Origin of the sequence: Rhizobium aureum (genome assembly GCF_030182495.1) — a bacterium.
Classification (GTDB): Bacteria; Pseudomonadota; Alphaproteobacteria; order Rhizobiales; family Rhizobiaceae; genus Rhizobium; species Rhizobium tropici_C.
The window spans coordinates 16,020-33,268 of the sequence record NZ_JAQJCI010000025.1; the positions used below are offsets into that span (position 1 = coordinate 16,020).

19 protein-coding genes are annotated in these 17,249 nt (G+C 58.0%); 12 read left to right on the forward strand and 7 right to left on the reverse strand.

Annotation, left to right across the window (positions count from 1 at the left end; translation table 11 throughout):
* The first annotated feature begins 69 nt into the window (after positions 1-69).
* The 3 genes from PH552_RS31100 to PH552_RS31110 are packed head-to-tail and all read left to right on the forward strand — an operon-like array spanning position 70 to position 1,093.
* Complete coding sequence (locus PH552_RS31100) at positions 70-321, forward strand: hypothetical protein (protein ID WP_112345500.1); 252 nt, start codon at positions 70-72, stop codon at positions 319-321.
* Complete coding sequence (locus PH552_RS31105) at positions 318-692, forward strand: GFA family protein (protein WP_112345501.1); 375 nt, start codon at positions 318-320, stop codon at positions 690-692. Before PH552_RS31100 ends, PH552_RS31105 begins: the two co-directional genes overlap by 4 nt.
* A complete protein-coding gene (locus tag PH552_RS31110) occupies positions 689-1,093 on the forward strand; it encodes a GFA family protein (RefSeq protein ID WP_245430522.1) in 405 nt (134 codons plus the stop codon). The genes PH552_RS31105 and PH552_RS31110 overlap by 4 nt, the downstream gene beginning before the upstream one ends.
* A gap of 218 nt (positions 1,094-1,311) precedes the next feature.
* Here the strand turns inward: PH552_RS31110 and PH552_RS31115 are convergent, their stop codons facing one another.
* From PH552_RS31115 to PH552_RS31125, 3 genes are all read right to left on the reverse strand, one after another.
* Positions 1,312-1,521: a hypothetical protein gene (locus tag PH552_RS31115; protein WP_181592455.1), complete on the reverse strand. Its 210-nt coding sequence runs from the start codon at positions 1,519-1,521 to the stop codon at positions 1,312-1,314.
* Positions 1,522-1,748: 227 nt separating this feature from the next.
* A complete protein-coding gene (locus PH552_RS31120; protein ID WP_113251799.1) occupies positions 1,749-3,680 on the reverse strand; it encodes a methyl-accepting chemotaxis protein in 1,932 nt (643 codons plus the stop codon).
* 505 nt (positions 3,681-4,185) lie between these two features.
* Entirely contained in the window at positions 4,186-4,458 is a 273-nt protein-coding gene (locus tag PH552_RS31125; protein ID WP_112345504.1) for an usg protein, read from the reverse strand.
* 279 nt (positions 4,459-4,737) lie between these two features.
* On the opposite strand from PH552_RS31125, the gene groES reads away from it, so the two are divergent.
* From groES to PH552_RS31170, 9 genes are all read left to right on the forward strand, one after another.
* Positions 4,738-5,052 (forward strand): co-chaperone GroES, encoded by a 315-nt coding sequence (gene groES, locus PH552_RS31130; protein WP_112345505.1) that lies wholly within the window; start codon positions 4,738-4,740, stop codon positions 5,050-5,052.
* A gap of 56 nt (positions 5,053-5,108) precedes the next feature.
* Entirely contained in the window at positions 5,109-6,737 is a 1,629-nt protein-coding gene (groL, locus tag PH552_RS31135; protein WP_285166533.1) for a chaperonin GroEL, read from the forward strand.
* A 57-nt stretch (positions 6,738-6,794) separates the two neighbouring features.
* On the forward strand, positions 6,795-7,034 hold the full coding sequence (locus tag PH552_RS31140; RefSeq protein ID WP_112340245.1) for a hypothetical protein: 240 nt from the start codon (positions 6,795-6,797) through the stop codon (positions 7,032-7,034).
* A gap of 292 nt (positions 7,035-7,326) precedes the next feature.
* Positions 7,327-7,740, forward strand: a complete 414-nt coding sequence (locus PH552_RS31145; protein ID WP_285166534.1) for a hypothetical protein — start codon at positions 7,327-7,329, stop codon at positions 7,738-7,740.
* An 86-nt stretch (positions 7,741-7,826) separates the two neighbouring features.
* Entirely contained in the window at positions 7,827-8,921 is a 1,095-nt protein-coding gene (locus PH552_RS31150) for a glycosyltransferase family 4 protein (RefSeq protein WP_285166536.1), read from the forward strand.
* Positions 8,922-8,934: 13 nt separating this feature from the next.
* A complete protein-coding gene (locus PH552_RS31155; protein WP_285166537.1) occupies positions 8,935-11,145 on the forward strand; it encodes an amylo-alpha-1,6-glucosidase in 2,211 nt (736 codons plus the stop codon).
* A gap of 3 nt (positions 11,146-11,148) precedes the next feature.
* Positions 11,149-11,454 carry a hypothetical protein gene (locus tag PH552_RS31160; protein ID WP_285166538.1) on the forward strand — a complete coding sequence of 102 codons (306 nt, stop codon included), beginning with the start codon at positions 11,149-11,151 and terminating at the stop codon, positions 11,452-11,454.
* Between the two features lie 150 nt (positions 11,455-11,604).
* Positions 11,605-12,081 (forward strand): Hsp20 family protein, encoded by a 477-nt coding sequence (locus PH552_RS31165; protein ID WP_285166540.1) that lies wholly within the window; start codon positions 11,605-11,607, stop codon positions 12,079-12,081.
* Positions 12,082-12,175: 94 nt separating this feature from the next.
* A complete protein-coding gene (locus PH552_RS31170; RefSeq protein WP_285166541.1) occupies positions 12,176-12,685 on the forward strand; it encodes an Hsp20/alpha crystallin family protein in 510 nt (169 codons plus the stop codon).
* A 105-nt stretch (positions 12,686-12,790) separates the two neighbouring features.
* Here the strand turns inward: PH552_RS31170 and PH552_RS31175 are convergent, their stop codons facing one another.
* The 4 genes from PH552_RS31175 to PH552_RS31190 form a co-directional block, all read right to left on the reverse strand.
* Complete coding sequence (locus PH552_RS31175) at positions 12,791-13,690, reverse strand: carbohydrate ABC transporter permease (protein WP_285166542.1); 900 nt, start codon at positions 13,688-13,690, stop codon at positions 12,791-12,793.
* Positions 13,691-13,705: 15 nt separating this feature from the next.
* Positions 13,706-14,641, reverse strand: coding sequence for a carbohydrate ABC transporter permease (locus PH552_RS31180; RefSeq protein ID WP_285166543.1), 936 nt, complete (start codon positions 14,639-14,641; stop codon positions 13,706-13,708).
* A gap of 65 nt (positions 14,642-14,706) precedes the next feature.
* Positions 14,707-16,020 carry an ABC transporter substrate-binding protein gene (locus PH552_RS31185; RefSeq protein WP_285166545.1) on the reverse strand — a complete coding sequence of 438 codons (1,314 nt, stop codon included), beginning with the start codon at positions 16,018-16,020 and terminating at the stop codon, positions 14,707-14,709.
* A 154-nt stretch (positions 16,021-16,174) separates the two neighbouring features.
* Entirely contained in the window at positions 16,175-17,242 is a 1,068-nt protein-coding gene (locus tag PH552_RS31190; RefSeq protein ID WP_285166547.1) for an ABC transporter ATP-binding protein, read from the reverse strand.
* Positions 17,243-17,249 lie beyond the last annotated feature (7 nt).

Sequence of the window (17,249 nt, forward strand, 5' to 3'; positions counted from 1 at the left end):
TTCGCGTGACGGCATAGTCTGCGGACTGCGCCTCACTCCAGGAGCCCTGTCAACAGGCCGGAGGAGATGATGCCCTTAATATATAAGGTCGGCAAACATGATGAAGGTTTCGCTTACCGACTCGGGGATGTTTGGTCGGAGACGTTTCCGGATCATGAGAGTGCCCTTGCCGCGGCAAAATCAGCCGCAGCCCGGCAGCAGCAAGATGGCGAAGACGCCCAGATAACCTACCAGCTTTACGACGGGCGCTGGCTTACGGAGCACGTCAGCCGCGGTGAGGGTCCAACCACGGATGTCATCGACGAAGAGGGTATGCCATGACGAAATTGACGGGTTCATGCCGGTGCGGGCAAGTGCGTTTGGCGGTTCGAGGAAATCCCCTGCGTGTCGGCATTTGTCACTGCACCGATTGCCGGCAGGAGAGCGGCTCGGCCTTTACCTATTTCGGCGTTTGGCCTTCAGATGAATTCGAATATCAGGGCGAAACGAGCGAATTTGCCGGACGGGAATTTTGCGCTCGTTGCGGTTCGCGCGTGTTTGCAATTCGGGAGAAGGAAGCGGAGATAAAGCTCGGCGTCCTGACCGAAGCACCTGTTCGCCTCACTCCGACCTATGAGCTGTGGACGAAGCGTCGGGAACCATGGCTTGCGCCGCTCGAGGGCGCAGAGCAATGCGAAGAGGACAGAGAATGAGTGAGGCGAGATGGTCGGGCGGCTGCCTTTGTGGCTCCTGCCGATACGAATTTAGCGGCGATCCTCTTCACGCCGGCTATTGTCACTGCAATATGTGCAAGCGGGCGACCGGCGGCGCTTTCGCTATTCTGGTGCAGGCGCCGTTGGCAGCTTTCGAATGGACGAAAGGAAAGGCGAGAATTTTCAGATCATCGCCAATTGCCGTCCGTGGATTTTGCCCCGATTGCGGCACACCGCTCTTTCTCCAATATGACGATGATGAACTCATCCGGGTAACCATCGGCTCTCTCGATCATCCCGAACGGGTGGTGCCCGAAACACATTATGGTGTCGAAAGCCGTCTTGATTGGGCCGATATCGGTTCGGATCTGCCGCAGGAGGAAACGCGCGAGCGCTTCTGAGAAAAGGGTTCAAAGATACGGCTCGGCTTGTCTAGGCGAACAGGCAAGGCGACATGTTGTCGGCCCATGAGACGTGCGGCCGGCGATCAGTCAACGAGATTAGTGCCCTGTCACCGGAGCTTACTCCGGTGACAGGGCTGACCGCCCACACTAATTGTGGTGAAGGCGACCGGGGGCAAAATGGCCATAGCTCAAGAGAAATGCATTGAACATGGACCTTAGTCTGAACACGGGTGCCAAATGCGGCTTTCTTTTTTGTAAGCCGGCTTATTAGCGAAACTCGATCCTTGCCCGCCTTCGTTGCCGATACCGCGCCCAAGGAAGCGATCGGCCTGACCGGCGGCCTCTTCCATGCCGAAGGAGATATCGGCGGGCTCATCGTTCCAGTCGCAATCGCCTACATCATCGAGGGAACAGGCTCCCATCACGGCGCGCTCCTCTCTGTGGAGCTGCATGTCATAGATGGGATTTCAGCTATTGAGTGCTGGTCGGCCAGAGCAAGTGGTTCGAGATTTCAAAACCGTCTCTCCAGCGCATACCCGCCGTCGCAAAACCGCCACACACTTTGCGCGACGGCCTTAGCCAATGTTCGGATTGCTGTCATTTGGCAGAGCGTGCGAACAAGCGCTCCTCTGCCCTGAGCTCCATGGTGCGCCTAGAACTCCGTCCACTCGGAAGCGACTCGGCCGCCGGCGGCGACCGCTCTGCGCGCCATTTGCGCAACCGGCTCGGCGGATGAAGCGCGCCGCGATGGCTCTGCCATGGCGCGCGCCGTTTGTCGCAGGATCGCCGAGCTGGCGGAGGCTGCGGCTTCGAGGCGGAATTGAGATACGAGTTCGCTCAGCTTGCTGGCCTCAGCGGCAAGTGCGGCGGAGGCTGCCGTCGACTGCTCGACCATCGCCGCATTCTGCTGTGTCGTCTGATCCATCGTATTGACCGCGGCATTGACCTCGGCAAGGCCTGTCGACTGCTCCTTGGCGGATGCGGCGATGGCGTTCATGTGCTGGTTTATGCCCGAGATACGCTCACCGATTTCCTTCAGCGCGACACCCGTTTCACGCACGAGCTTCACGCCACCATCGACTTCGGCCGAAGAAGCATTGATCAGCGCCTTGATCTCTTTTGCCGCCGCCGCGGAGCGCTGCGCCAATTCCCGCACTTCCTGCGCTACGACCGCAAATCCCTTGCCAGCTTCGCCGGCGCGCGCCGCTTCGACACCGGCATTGAGCGCAAGCAGGTTGGTCTGGAAGGCAATATCGTCGATCACGCCGATGATGTTGGAAATCTGCTGGGAGGAACTCTCTATTCGCTGCATGGCTTCCTCGGCCTTGCTGACGACGTCGGCCGACCGTGTGGCGCTATGATCGGCAGCCGTTGCTGCCGCCCGTGCTTCTTCCGTCCGCTTGCTCGAATTGCTTACATTGACCGTAATCTGATCGAGGGCGGCGGCGGTCTCTTCAAGCGATGCTGCCTGCTGCTCCGTTCGGCGGGAAAGATCGTTGGCTCCGGAAGAGATCTCCTGCGTGCCGCTGTCAATCGACACGATGCTCTCGGCAATCGCCTGCAATGTGCTGCTCAATTGCTGCAGCGACGTGTTGAAATCGTGGCGAAGAGCTTCGAAATCGGGGGCGAATGGCTCGTCGAGCTGGAAGGAAAGATCCCCGGAGGCCAATCTCTTGAGCCCCATGGCAAGACCGGATGTTGCGGCCCGCAGACGCTCCGCCGCATCGGCTTCCGCCTGCTGCTGGGCAGCGATCCGGTCGGCTTCCGCCTGCTGACGGTCCCTTGCGGCGTCCGCTTCGAGCTGGCCGTTGGCGATCGCTGCCTTGCGGAATACGTCAACGGCCTGCGCCATCGTCCCTATTTCGTCGTGTCGGCCGATGCCCGTGCAAGCGATATTGGTATCGCCGCCCGCGAGCTTGGCCATGTCCACGCAAAGCGCCAGGATGGGTTTGCACACCGTCCTGCGGAACAATACGAAGAGCATGATGGCGAACAGCGCTGTCAGCCCTAGAAGCCCCTGCATGAAGCCGCGAATGAAATTTGCTGTGCGGGTACTCTCTGCCGAGATCGATTCCGATACCTTTTCTATCTGATCGCCCGCGTCCTCCATGGCAGTTTCCAAAGCGGAAAACTGCTTCATGAAATCGGGCAATGCCTTCAAGGCGCCGGCCGAATCCTTCTCCGCCGTCGCGACCATTTTGGTTGCGTTGTCGATATAGGCCAGCAACGGAGGTTCGACGCTGGCGAGCACCTTTTGGGTGTCCGGATCCGTCGCGAGCGCCTTGTTGGCCTTGATCATCTCGCGAAATGACGTGACATGTTCCGACAGATCCGAGTTGACTGCTTCAAAGCCGATGCCGGATGCGGGATCGGAAGCAAGCAATGCAGCCAGCACATCCGCCCTCAAAGCGTCATGCATCATATCTGCCTGCATGTGATTACGCAGGATCTGAGCCGATCCTGCGATTTTCTCGGCATTCTGCGTCAGGGTCGAGGCGGACCATATGCCCACACCGGTTGCGCCGCCCGCAATCACAAATATTGCCACACTTGCAAGGATGATTTTCTGCTGGATCGATGCCATGAAACATATCCCAAGATTTCCTCAAGAGAAGGATGTGGGATCGTTGTTAATTATCCGTCAAAATATGTCGATCACTAATAATTTTTATGCTCAATGATCGAAATACAACTAAGATGATATTATTTAGTTTTATACACACCGCCAAGAGTTGATATTTCACGTCGATGAGAAAATATACATCAAGATAGACCTGATAAATACTACTATAACACCTATGGGTTCACCGAAGGGCTCTCCGGAAGTTCTCCCCGGGAGCGGACCGTTGAGTTTTGGCGCACCGGGGTATGTCTAATGATGCTGTTGGGAATGATGCTGACGTCCGCCGATGCCGACCTATGTGCGCTACGCAAAGGCCTGTGGTTCTGACGGATCGGCGGCAATGCCGGCAGCGATGTCCCGCTTCGGCCATGTTAGTCGACATCGCCGCAAAGTGGCTATGGCCTTCAATGAGCTCATTGGGTCTCGGCTTTCGAAGACCTTAGAAGGGAGAATGTCGGCTTCACCCTCATTGCAGCTTGAACTCACCCTCGACCCGGCGCCATTCGTTTGGTCCGATCAGACGCTGGTGGGTATAGCGGACGGAATGCAGCGGCCCGTCGAGGCTCGCTTGCCAGAAGTCCAGAAACTTGTGCATTTCAGGAAAATCAGGCGCAAGATCATAGTTCTGCCAGACATAGGTCTGCAGGACGGATTCGAATTCGGGAATGCGGTAGAGGATATGCGCGGTGGTAAGTCCATAGCCATTGAGCTGATGCTCCAGATCCGATGAAAATCGCATGCTTCATCTCCGTTTCATGACAGTCGGATGGTGGCGCAAATTTTTACGGCCCTCAACGGGATTTCCAACGCATAATGCCAGTTTCCTGTTCCTTTCCAGTGTGTTAGCAGCCACTCAAAATGAGTGCTAATTTTTTCTTCTATCCCTCTTGAAATCGAAAAATCCCAAAACCAGATCATTTCGCGCAAAAAGCTCCAACGAGGTTTTGCACCCGCCCGGACTGGTCATCCGGTCCGGTGAGGGGATCAACGTCATCTTTTTTGTCTTACGGAGGAAAATATGTCGTTCCGACCGCTTCATGATCGCATTCTCGTCCGCCGCGTCGATTCGGAAGAAAAGACCAAGGGCGGTATCATCATTCCCGACACTGCCAAGGAAAAGCCGCAGGAAGGCGAGGTCATCGCCGTCGGCCCGGGCGCGCGCAACGAGTCAGGCCAAATCCAGGCACTCGACGTGAAGGCGGGAGATCGCGTCCTGTTCGGCAAATGGTCTGGCACGGAAATCAAGATCAACGGCGAAGATCTGCTGATCATGAAGGAAAGCGATGTCATGGGCATCATTGAAGCCCAGGCTGAGCAGAAACAGGCCGCCTGAGCACCTGATCAGGAAACAATCAGTCAATAATAGCTGCCTATTGAGGAGTTAAAGAAATGGCTGCGAAAGAAGTCAAATTCCACAGCGACGCCCGTGAACGCATGCTGCGTGGGGTCGACGTGCTCGCCAATGCCGTCAAGGTGACCCTTGGTCCGAAGGGACGTAATGTGGTCATCGACAAGTCCTTCGGCGCACCGCGCATCACCAAGGACGGCGTTTCCGTCGCCAAGGAAATCGAACTGGAAGACAAGTTCGAGAACATGGGCGCCCAGATGCTACGCGAAGTGGCGTCGAAGACCAACGATCTCGCCGGCGACGGCACCACGACCGCGACCGTGCTTGCCCAGGCGATCGTCAAGGAAGGTGCGAAAGCCGTTGCGTCCGGCATGAACCCGATGGACCTGAAGCGCGGTATCGACATTGCCGTCGATGCGGTGGTCAAAGAGCTGAAGACCAATGCGCGCAAGATCACCAGCAATTCCGAAATCGCGCAGGTCGGTACCATTTCGGCCAATGGCGACAAGGAGATCGGCCAATATCTCGCCGAGGCGATGGAGAAGGTCGGCAATGAAGGCGTCATCACGGTTGAAGAAGCCAAGACCGCCGAGACCGAACTCGAAGTCGTCGAGGGGATGCAGTTCGACCGCGGCTATCTCAGCCCCTATTTCGTGACCAACGCGGACAAGATGCGGGTCGAGTTCGAGGATCCCTATATCCTCATTCACGAGAAGAAGCTCTCCAACCTGCAGGCCATGCTCCCGGTTCTCGAAGCCGTCGTTCAGACCGGCAAGCCGCTCGTCATCATCGCTGAAGACGTCGAAGGCGAAGCGCTTGCGACCCTCGTTGTCAACAAGCTGCGCGGTGGCCTCAAGATCGCTGCCGTCAAGGCTCCGGGCTTCGGCGACCGCCGCAAGGCCATGCTGGAAGACATCGCCATCCTGACGGGCGGCACCGTCATCTCCGAAGATCTTGGCATCAAGTTGGAGAATGTCACCCTCGACATGCTCGGCCGTTCCAAGAAGGTTTCGATCGAAAAGGAAAACACGACGATCGTCGACGGCACTGGCGCCAAGTCCGACATCGAAGGCCGCGTTGCCCAGATCAGGGCTCAGATCGAGGAAACCACCTCCGACTACGACCGCGAGAAGCTGCAGGAACGTCTTGCCAAGCTCGCTGGCGGCGTTGCCGTCATCCGCGTCGGCGGCTCGACCGAAGTCGAAGTGAAGGAAAAGAAGGACCGTGTCGACGACGCGCTCCACGCGACCCGTGCGGCTGTCGAGGAAGGCATACTGCCAGGCGGCGGGGTTGCCTTGCTTCGGGCGGTCAAAGCACTCGACGGGCTCTCCACACAAAACGATGACCAGCGTGTCGGCGTCGATATCGTGCGCCGTGCCATCGAAGCACCGGTGCGTCAGATCGCGGAAAATGCCGGTGCCGAAGGCTCGATCATCGTTGGCAAGCTCAGAGAGAAGAGCGACTTCTCCTTCGGCTGGAATGCGCAGACCGGCGAATATGGCGATCTCTATGCGCAAGGCGTGATCGACCCGGCCAAGGTCGTGCGCACGGCTCTTCAGGACGCAGCTTCCGTTGCCGGCCTCCTGGTGACGACGGAAGCCATGATCGCGGAAAAGCCGAAGAAGGAAGCGGCACCGGCGCTGCCGGCCGGAGCAGGAATGGACTTCTAACAGCTTGAAGTGCCCGCTCCGCCGGACGGTGGAGCGGGCTTCACGACGGAGATCACCATGGTTCAGACGATCATCAAAAGATCAAATGCGCCGCTGGATGCACGTGATCTGGAACTTTGCCAGCGCGTGTTCGATGAGATCCGGGCAGCAGCGGATATCCCGCGCAAATCGGAAGAAGGCGAGCGCATCGCCGCAATCCTGATGGAGTTGTATCGTCAGGGTGTCAGGAACCCGGAGCAGCTGAAAATATTGGTTCAGGGTGCACGCGGCACTTTTCCGGAGGTGGCGGAAGGATGAACAACCATCGTTCTCTTTCACGGGAAGATTTGCGGATGTGCGTCGACGTCGTCAAAGCGATCGCTCGCGATAGGGGAGTCTCACGAGACCCCACAGCCGTTGCTCGGATCATGGCGACGGTCGCACGATATTATCGCAGAGGCATGCACGAGCCGTCAGCCTTGCGTGCGGCAGCCCTATCCGAAATCGAAAGCAATTCTCTTGCTAGACGGGCGCTCATGGAGGCAGGACACCGAGCTGAAGCTCCCTGACGTGGCAAGAGCTCAGCGACCAGACATCGATGGAGCCAGATATGAGAAAGGAAACCGACAATATCACAGTAGCCGACCAATCCACCGCTGCAATCACCTCAGCGCATTTGTTGCATCCTGCCCGACATTTTGCTCATCCGCGCGACGTTCTGGCGGCAGAGCACATCGCCAGGGATCACAAGCGCGCCATTCTTGCGTCCTGGGCGTCGGACATATTTGCAATTGAATCGATGCCGGGCTTTCGGCGCGTTCCAGGCGCAGACCATATCGTCTCCTATGACGACATCATCGCGGCCTTGAAGGCCTTGGATGATAGCCAAGACATGATCTCGCTGCGCTCTACGGCAGCCGGTAAACTCCATCGTCATGGCTCGCGGCTGCGCCATTTTGCCAACCGTTTTGTTTCCAATAACCTGCGAAAGGGAGGGCGCCGCCGCCAGCTATCAGAAGTCTAGACTTCCGCCCTGTAAACGCGTGCCTGCTTAGGACGCTACCCCGATTTTTGCCGTCCATTCTTTGCTCTTATGAGGAGGTTTTGCCGATGAAGATCGCCCAGATTGCGCCGCTTGCCGAAAGCGTTCCACCGAAGCTTTATGGAGGAACCGAGCGCATCGTTTCCTATCTCACTGAAGAACTTGTCCGTCAGGGTCATGACGTCACGCTGTTTGCCAGCGGAGACTCCATGACCGACGCTACCTTGGTGGCGTGCTCGGACGTCGCGCTCAGGCTTAATCCGTCCGTCAAGGACCATCTTCCGCATCAGGTCGTCCTGCTGGAGGAAATCCGCCGGCGGGCGCATGAGTTCGATGTCCTGCATTTCCATATCGATCTCCTGCATTTCCCGCTGATCCGGGAGTTTGCGGATCGTACAGTCACGACGCTACACGGACGCCTCGACCTGCCGGATCTCAAGCCTTTCTACAAGGCTTTTCCAGATATCCCGCTGGTATCGATCTCCAATGACCAGCGTCGCCCGATGCCACCGGTCAACTGGTCCGGGACGGTGTATCACGGTCTTCCGACCAATCTTCTTTCCTTCACGGCAAAGCCCAAAGGCAACTATCTTGCCTTCCTGGGACGAATCTCCCCCGAGAAACGTCCGGATCGCGCCATCCGCATCGCAGCCAAGGTTGGTATGCCGCTGAAGATCGCCGCCAAGATCGACAATGCGGACAAGGCCTATTGGGACACGGTGATCGCGCCAATGGTCAAGAGCCATCCGAACGTCGAGTTCATCGGCGAAATCAACGAGCACCAGAAGGCCGATTTCCTTGGGCACGCCGGCGCGTTGCTTTTCCCGATCGACTGGCCCGAACCATTCGGGCTGGTGATGATCGAGGCAATGGCATGCGGCACCCCGGTGGTCGCGTTCGGATCCGGTTCGGTTCCGGAAGTGATTGACAACGGTGTTTCAGGCATCGTCGTCGATAGCGTTACCGAAGCGGCCGAGAATGTCGAATGGGCACTGCGAATGGATCGCAACAAGGTGCGCGCAACCTTCGAACGGCGTTTCAGCGCAGAACGGATGGCGCGAGATTATCTCGCTATCTATCGTAACCTGCCCGGCGTTCGCACGAAGGCGGCGTCGCTGCGCCGCGCCAACGGTCAGGATCTGGATCTCCAGGTCGTGGCGTAGGAGACATAGCAGCATGTCGACCGCTTCTGTGGACAGCAAGCCATCCGTCGCGCCGGCAGAGCCGGCCGCCCCGGCGGCGCAGTTCTTCATCCCGGCAACCGCATCCCTGCAGGAGCGGCGACCGCGCACCCTGAAGCACGGCGATACCTTCGCCGTCTTCGACCACAATGGCGATGCGCTTTCCGGGCCGGGTAGCCCGGAAGGCCTTTTCCATCGTGATACGCGCTATCTCTCGCATTTCTATCTGACGATCAACGGCAAGCGGCCGATGCTGTTGTCGTCGACGCTGCGTGACGACAACGCGATGCTCATCTGCGATCTCACCAATCCCGATCTCTTCGACGAAAAAGGTAAGCTCACCCTCGGTCATGATCTCATTCATCTTCGCAGATCCCGATTCTTGTGGAATGGCGGTTGCTATGAGCGGCTGGCCATCCGGAATTATGACGATCGGCGGCAGCATGTTCGTATCGAAATCGTATTTGCGGCCGATTTCGCCGACCTGTTCGAAGTCCGCGGGACTGTGAGAGCACGCAGAGGTCGCCATCTTACCCCCGTTGTGGAGCAGGATTCGATCCTGCTTTCCTATATCGGGCTTGATGAGCGAAAGCGGTCGACCCGCGTTTGGTTTGATCCAGGGCCGAAGCAAATTCGCGGCGATCATGTTCTTTATGACCTCGATCTTGAGCCGCATGAGACGCGATCATTCTTCGTCGAGATAGGCTGCGATCAAGTCGCTGACCACAGGCCGAGCCACCGTTCCTTTTTCCTTGCGCTCAGGGATGCACGCCGAGCCTTGCGTTCGTCTTCCTCGCGCGCGGCATCGATCGTTACGTCCAACGAGATCTTCAACGAGGTGGTCCGCCGCAGCGTCTCCGATCTCTACATGCTGATGACCGACAAGCCGGAAGGACCTTATCCCTATGCCGGCATTCCCTGGTTCAGCACCGTCTTCGGCCGCGACGCCCTGATCACCGCGCTGGAAACGCTCTGGCTCGATCCGCAGATCGCCCGTGGGGTGCTCGGCCATCTGGCAGCCAACCAGGCGACGGAGATCGATCCCATCGCGGATGCGGAGCCGGGCAAGATTTTGCACGAGGTCCGCTATGGAGAGATGGCCGAACTCGGCGAGGTGCCTTTCCGCCGCTATTATGGCAGTATCGACTCCACGCTCCTCTTCGTGCTGCTGGCTGGCGAATATCTCAAACGCACGGCTGATTTTGCCACGATCCAGTCGCTGCTCCCTGCTATCGAGGCGGCCCTTGCCTGGATCGACGAACATGGTGACCGAGACGGCGACGGTTTCGTCGAATATGGACGACGGACAGAAGAGGGCCTGATCAATCAGGCCTGGAAAGACAGCCACGATTCCATCTTCCACATCGACGGCATGCTTGCGAGGGGACCGATCGCCATCGCCGAGGTTCAGGCCTATCTTTACGGCACCTGGCAGGCGGCTGCCGAAATCTTTCGCCGGCTCGGCAAAACGGAACGAGCCGCGAAATTCCTCGCGAGGGCTGAGGGCTTGCGCCGCGCTTTCGACACGAGCTTTTTCGATGAGGAACTCGGCACCTATGTACTTGCGTTGGACGGAGATAAACGGCCCTGCCGGGTTCGCTCCTCCAATGCCGGACATGCCCTCTTCACCGGCATTGCCTATCCCGAAAGGGCACGCGTCGTTGCCCGGACGCTGATGGGTGCTTCGTCCTTCTGCGGCTGGGGTATCCGCACCATTGCCTCGACCGAGGCACGTTACAATCCCATGAGCTATCACAACGGCTCGATCTGGCCGCACGACAATGCCCTGATTGCCGCCGGCCTTGCCCGCTACGGTCATCGCACCGAAGCTGCGCGGATTTTCGAAGGCCTGTTTGCGGCATCGACCTATATCGACCTGCGCCGGCTTCCCGAACTCTTCTGCGGGTTGCCGCGCCAGCAGGCGCAAGGACCGACCTTCTATCCGGTCGCCTGCTCCCCTCAGGCATGGGCGGCCGCCGCGCCGCTCTTCCTGCTGCAATCGTGCCTGGGCCTTGACTTTGACCCGAACGCGCAGCACGTCAGCTTCAACGAGCCACAGCTGCCTTCTTTCCTCGATGAGGTGCTCCTGCGACGCCTGCGGATCGGCGACGGTTCGGCTGACATCGCTATCCGCCGATCCGGCCGCCAATTCGTGGTCGACGTCGTCGATCGTCAAGGCGATGTTCGGGTGATCACGACGACTTGACGAATGGCGATCCCTCGGCCCGTCGGCTTCGTCGGGCTGATCGTCCTCGCCGGCCGTCAGCAAATCACCACCCCCTGTCTGCCGGCAGATGTCCACCTTCGCCTATCAACGCTTCGTTATTACCGGCTCACGCAAATTGCCTGGGCGAGCGCAGATCACGTCGCGCCGGCCGCGATAATCTCTGCTCAGCGCTTCACCGACAGGTCCAAGGACGACGGCCACGCCGTCAAAAGTCATGGTCATAGCCAATTGCTCCTTCATTTTCCTCAGCAGGAGTTTGGTGACGATAATGAGAGATCAAATTTTTAAGCCGGATGATTCATCTGTTCTTGAAACCGGCAAGCCACGGAATTATATGAATATTGTTCGATTGCCCAATGGGAATCGACGAAGTCCAGGAGGCGCCATGTGCTCTTGGCGCCTCCTTGTATCCATGTTGCTTATAAGGAGGATATGGCTATGAGGACAAACCTCGATTTTTCTCCCCTGTTCCGGTCGAGCATTGGTTTCGACCGAATGTTGAACGCGCTCGAAGCTGCGAGCCGCGTCGATACGATCGACAACTGGCCGCCCTACGACATCGTCAAGACCGGTGAGGACGATTACCGCATTGCCATGGCAGTGGCGGGTTTCTCCGAGGACGAACTGACGATCACACAGGAGCAGAACCTTCTCGTCGTTTCGGGTCAGAAGGCAAACGGCGAAGAGGTCCACTATCTGCATCGCGGCATCGCAAACCGCGCGTTCCAGCGCCGGTTCGAGCTCGCCGATCATGTCAAGGTCGTGGGCGCCGGTCTCGTGAACGGTCTGCTGACCGTCGATCTCAAGCGCGAAATCCCCGAAGAGATGAAGCCGCGCCGGATCGAGATTTCGACGGATATGGCTCTGCCGAAAGCCGAGACGAAGCAGATCGAGACTGAGAAGCACGCGGCTTAGGCCTTCCACCAGTTCGACACGCGCAAAGGCGCCGGGCGAGGCTCGGCGCCAGCGAGCAAGTTTTGCCAACAGACCAGCAGAAAGGAGAAATACGATGAGTGTTCGTGATCTCATTCCCTGGAGCCGCAACAATGGCAACCAGGTTTCAAGTCTCCTGCGCGATGACGACCGTGATCCTTTCCTGTCGCTGCATCGCGAGGTGAACCGCCTCTTCGACGATGTCTTCCGCGGCTTCGGCTCGGGCCTGCCGTCTTTCGGCAAGGGCTCCGCGTTTAGCGCCGGTTGGCCAAGCGTGGAGATTTCAGATACCGACAAGGAGATCAAGGTGACGGCAGAGGTACCCGGCCTCGAGGAGAAGGACATCGAGGTCCTGCTCAATGACGGCGTCCTGACGCTGAAGGGTGAAAAGCGTTCCGAGACCGAAGACAAGGATCGCCAGTTCTCCGAGCGCTATTACGGCCGATTCGAGCGCCGCATACCGCTCGGTATCGAGGTCAAGGAAGACCAGGTGGATGCCCGCTTCCGAAATGGCGTGCTGAGCGTGACCTTGCCGAAGAGCGAGAAGGCGCAATCGCAGGTCAAGCGCATCGCCATCAAGAACTGATCGTTCCAATCAGCCGGCGGCAGGCCCAATGGCGGCCGCCGGCTGATTGCGCCGGCATCTCCCGGCGGTCACTGCTGCACGAACGATCTGCTGCCGCAGCAATCATCATTCCTTCACTGCACCAGTCATCGACGAAACATAATAGTCGACGAAGAAAGAGTACAGGATGACGACCGGCAATGAACCAAATAATGCGCCGGCCATGAGCGAACCCCACTCGAAGACATCGCCGCGAACCAATTCCGTCAGAACACCCACAGGGATCGTTTTGTTTTCCGATGATTGAATGAAGGTGAGCGCATAGATGAACTCGTTCCAGGACAGCGTAAAGGCGAAGATACCGGCCGATATCAACCCGGGCACCGCCAGCGGCAGGATAATTTTGACAAGGATCTGCCAGCGGCTGGCGCCATCGACCAGCGCGCTTTCTTCCAACTCGAAGGGTATCGATCTGAAATAACCCATCAGCAGCCATGTGCAGAATGGGATGAGGAAGGTTGGATAGGTGAAGATGAGCGCAAGTCTGGAATCGTAAATTCCAAGCTTGAAGACGATGAAGGCCAAGGGAATGAACAGGATCGAAGGCGGAACGAGATAGGCTAGAAAAATCAGCAGCCCGATCGAACGAGAGCCGGTAAAGCGCACGCGCTCGATTGCGTAGGCGCCAAAAATCGACGCCAGCAGCGACAGCGCGGTCGACCCCACCGCCACCAATATCGTGTTCCAGAGCCAGCCTGGATAGGAAGTCTCAAAGAACAGGTACTTGATATGATCGAGCGTCGGTCCCACGACCCAGAAGGGGCTGTAATTATTGTAGTCGGTCAACTGTGCATTCGGCTTGATGGCCGTTATCGCCATCCAGTAGAAGGGAAACAGAAGCACGAAGACGAAGACCGCCATCGGCAGGTAGAGCATGACGATACGGCGAGGCAGGCGGTTCAGATAACCCATGCCTTGGATGTCGTCGGTCAGAACGGGATTGGCCGTTTCGGCTTTGATGGTCATGGCGTTCTCCCGATCTCAGTCCTGTCCGCCCTGCTGCCATTTGCGGCGCTGCAGACCGAAGAAGCTGAACATGATGGCACCGAGCAGGAACGGGATCATCGCCACCGCGATTGCCGCACCTTCGCCAAGCTGCCCTCCGGGGATACCGCGCTGAAAGGAGAGCGTCGCCATCAGATGCGTCGCATTAACCGGTCCGCCTTTGGTCAGCACATAGATCAACTGGAAATCCGTGAATGTGAACAGCACGGAGAACGTCATCACGACGGCGATGATCGGGGTCAACATCGGCAGCGTTACATAACGGAAACGCTGCCAGCTTGTGGCGCCATCAAGCGACGCCGCCTCCTGCAGCGAGGCGGGAATGGTCTGCAGGCCGGCGAGCAGCGAAATCGCCACGAAGGGAATGCCGCGCCAGACATTGGCGATGATGACCGAAATCCGCGCATTGGTCGGATCGCCGAGGAAATTGATCGGGCCGTGGATCAGTCCGACCTTCATCAGGGACCACGAGATGATGGAAAATTGGGAATCATAAATCCACCAGAATGCCAGTCCCGACAGCACCGTCGGAACGACCCAGGGCAGAAGCACGATCGCCCGGAAGAACGACTTGAACGGCAAATGCTGATTGAGAAGCAGTGCTAACCAAAGACCGAGCACGAATTTCAGGATGGAGGCGATGAAGGTGTAGACCAACGTATTGAAGACCGACAACCAGAACACGGAATCATTGGCCAGGAATTGATAATTCTCCAAACCGATAAAGCTGCCGGCGCGCCCGATCCGCGTGTCCGTGAAACCGAGCCAGACCCCAAGTCCCAGCGGATAGGTGAGAAAACAAACCAGAAAGATGGCCGCCGGCAACATGAAGAGGAAGCCGAGCATATTATTGTTCTGCATGAGCGATCGGATCGGACTGCGCGTCGTATCGGCGGATGTCACGGTCGACATGGCTTTATCTCCTAATGGACAGTCGCAGCATGCCGGTGCCGGCATGCTGCAGATCTTCGCGGGGATCAAACCTTGTAGTAACGGTTTGCGCGGCGCTCAGCCTCTTTCATCGCATCCTCCGGCGTCATCTGGCCGGTCACGGCAGCGGCGAACATGTCGACGAGCACGTAATCGGCCATCACACCTGCCGAAGCATAGCCCAGCGGACCGGCATAGCCGTTCGGGCGCAGCGTTTCCGATGCGCGTGCATAGGGTGCATGGACGGGATCGGCGGTCCAGACAGGATTGTTGGCAAAGGCCTTCAAGGGTTGGCAGCAATAGGCGCTCGATCCTTGGATCCAGGCGTTCATCTGGTCGCCTTCCATCATGAACTTGATATAGGCCTTGGCTGCTTCCGGATATTTGGTATGGCTGAAGAGAACCAGCGAGCTCGTCTGATGCAGTTCGACACTCTTGCCGACCGGACCGATCGGGAAGTTGGTGGTTCTGATATCGGCCGCGATTTCGGCAAGCTTCGTATCTTTTTTAGCTGCGTAATAGACCGAAACGCCATTGGCGATCAGCGATACCTGCCCGGCAAGGAAAGCCCGGTTGTTGTTGATGTCTTGCCAGCTTTCCGTGCCGGGGATGAAGGTCGCATAGAGAGCTTGCGCGTAGTGGATTGCAGCCAGCGTTTCGGGGCTGTTGATGGTCACCTTGCCGCTTTCATCCACCATTTTGCCGCCATGACTCCAAAGCAGCCAATGGGCGTAATTGTTGCCGTCACCGACCGCTTTGCCATGCGGGAAGCCGGCGGGCGTGCCTTTGGCCTTCATGGCCTTGCAGAGCTCAAGGAATCCCGCGGTATCCTTGGGGAATTCGCTGAAACCGGCGGCCTTTACGTGGCTGTCGCGATAAACGACGGCGTTCCCGATCGCGGTTAGCGGCATGGCGATGAACTTGTCGCCGCGGGTTGCATAACCGCGCACGCCGTCATACCAGCCGCCGTATTTGTTGCCGAGGTAGTTGCCAAGTTCGGTCAGGTCTACGAGTTTGTCAGGATACTGATGTGCATCGTCGAACCAGCACATGACCATGTCGGGGCCGGAACCGACATTGGCGGCGACGGCGGCCTTCGGTCGGATGTCTTCCCAGCTTTCCTTGTCGATACGAACTTCGACGCCCGTGGCCTCGGTAAATTTCTTGGTATTGGCAAGCCAGGCATCCTCATCTCCCTTGACGAAGGGTGTCCAGCGAAGAAGCCTGAGACTTGCGCCCTTTTCAGGCGTGTAGCCGGGTTCGGCCTGGGCGAACGATGGGCGTATACCGAGTGGCGCGAGGCCGGCAATACCGGCCGCTGCCGCCGATGCGGCGAGAAAGTCACGTCTCTTGAATGCCATGATACTCCTCCTTTGAAAAACGGGAGCAATTTCCCCCGGCGCCCACCTTCCCGTTTGGTGAACGACGACTATTGCATTCGAACCGGCCGAATGCTTCCGCATCGATGGGTGAGCAGGGAGACTCCTCCTCTTCCGGCTCCCCACCGAAGCGACATCAGATCGTCAATCTCTGACCGCTTTCGGCGTCGAAGAGATGGACATGCGGCACATCGATGGAAATGCGCAGCGTATCGCCGGGTTTGGCATTGATCCTCTCCCGGAAGATGCAGTTGACATCGCTGCCGCCGAACCGAACCGTCATCTGCGTCTCATAGCCTGTCGGCTCAATCACGATGATTTCCGCGGGCAGCCCATCGGCATCGAGCATGATGTATTCCGGACGCAACCCATAGACGAGATTCCGACCCTTTGCGCCGGCGGGCGGATTTGCAACGGGCAGGACAGTTCCGTCCGACGCGATGAACCGGCTATCGCTCTTCGTATCGAGGTGGCCTTTGATCATGTTCATCGCCGGCGAACCGATGAAGCCTGCCACGAAAAGATTGGCGGGCGTGTCGTAGAGATCCAGCGGCTTTCCCACCTGCTCCACGACGCCGTCATGCATGACGACGATCTTGTCGGCCATCGTCATGGCCTCGATCTGGTCATGCGTGACGTAAACGGTCGTGGTGCCAAGACGTTGGTGAAGCTCCTTGATTTCCGCGCGCATGGCGACCCGCAGCTTGGCATCAAGATTGGAAAGCGGTTCGTCGAAGAGGAAGACCTGGGGATCGCGCACGATCGCCCGGCCCATGGCGACACGCTGGCGCTGACCGCCGGAAAGCTGGCGGGGATAGCGATCGAGAAGTTTGGTCAGACCCAGGATTTCCGCCGCTTTCTTGACACGCTGATCCATGTCCGCTTTCGGCGCGCGTTTGAGCATCAGCGAGAAAGCCATGTTCTGGGCCACCGACATATGCGGATAAAGCGCATAATTTTGAAACACCATGGCTATGTCGCGGTCGCCGGGAGCCACTCCATTGACGACCTGATTGCCGATACGGATCTCGCCGGCGGAAATGTTCTCCAGCCCGGCAAGCATTCGCAGAAGCGTGGATTTTCCGCATCCGGACGGCCCGACCAGGATCACGAATTCCCCGTCGGCAATCTCGATGTTCACACCCTTGATAACCGGGAACGCCCCGAATGATTTCCTGACATCGATAAACTCGACACCTGCCATAAAAGTC

Excerpts from the sequence above, each read along its gene's own strand:
- PH552_RS31170 (WP_285166541.1), top strand. The coding sequence starts at position 12,176 with ATGAGTGTTCGTGATCTCATTCCCTGGAGCCGCAACAATGGCAACCAG.
- PH552_RS31165 (WP_285166540.1), top strand. The coding sequence starts at position 11,605 with ATGAGGACAAACCTCGATTTTTCTCCCCTGTTCCGGTCGAGCATTGGT.
- PH552_RS31155 (WP_285166537.1), top strand. The coding sequence starts at position 8,935 with ATGTCGACCGCTTCTGTGGACAGCAAGCCATCCGTCGCGCCGGCAGAG.
- PH552_RS31185 (WP_285166545.1), bottom strand. The coding sequence starts at position 16,020 with ATGGCATTCAAGAGACGTGACTTTCTCGCCGCATCGGCGGCAGCGGCC.
- groL (WP_285166533.1), top strand. The coding sequence starts at position 5,109 with ATGGCTGCGAAAGAAGTCAAATTCCACAGCGACGCCCGTGAACGCATG.
- PH552_RS31180 (WP_285166543.1), bottom strand. The coding sequence starts at position 14,641 with ATGTCGACCGTGACATCCGCCGATACGACGCGCAGTCCGATCCGATCG.
- PH552_RS31150 (WP_285166536.1), top strand. The coding sequence starts at position 7,827 with ATGAAGATCGCCCAGATTGCGCCGCTTGCCGAAAGCGTTCCACCGAAG.
- PH552_RS31175 (WP_285166542.1), bottom strand. The coding sequence starts at position 13,690 with ATGACCATCAAAGCCGAAACGGCCAATCCCGTTCTGACCGACGACATC.
- PH552_RS31145 (WP_285166534.1), top strand. The coding sequence starts at position 7,327 with ATGAGAAAGGAAACCGACAATATCACAGTAGCCGACCAATCCACCGCT.
- PH552_RS31160 (WP_285166538.1), top strand. The coding sequence starts at position 11,149 with ATGGCGATCCCTCGGCCCGTCGGCTTCGTCGGGCTGATCGTCCTCGCC.
- PH552_RS31110 (WP_245430522.1), top strand. The coding sequence starts at position 689 with ATGAGTGAGGCGAGATGGTCGGGCGGCTGCCTTTGTGGCTCCTGCCGA.
- PH552_RS31105 (WP_112345501.1), top strand. The coding sequence starts at position 318 with ATGACGAAATTGACGGGTTCATGCCGGTGCGGGCAAGTGCGTTTGGCG.
- PH552_RS31190 (WP_285166547.1), bottom strand. The coding sequence starts at position 17,242 with ATGGCAGGTGTCGAGTTTATCGATGTCAGGAAATCATTCGGGGCGTTC.
- PH552_RS31100 (WP_112345500.1), top strand. The coding sequence starts at position 70 with ATGCCCTTAATATATAAGGTCGGCAAACATGATGAAGGTTTCGCTTAC.
- PH552_RS31140 (WP_112340245.1), top strand. The coding sequence starts at position 6,795 with ATGGTTCAGACGATCATCAAAAGATCAAATGCGCCGCTGGATGCACGT.
- PH552_RS31125 (WP_112345504.1), bottom strand. The coding sequence starts at position 4,458 with ATGCGATTTTCATCGGATCTGGAGCATCAGCTCAATGGCTATGGACTT.
- groES (WP_112345505.1), top strand. The coding sequence starts at position 4,738 with ATGTCGTTCCGACCGCTTCATGATCGCATTCTCGTCCGCCGCGTCGAT.
- PH552_RS31120 (WP_113251799.1), bottom strand. The coding sequence starts at position 3,680 with ATGGCATCGATCCAGCAGAAAATCATCCTTGCAAGTGTGGCAATATTT.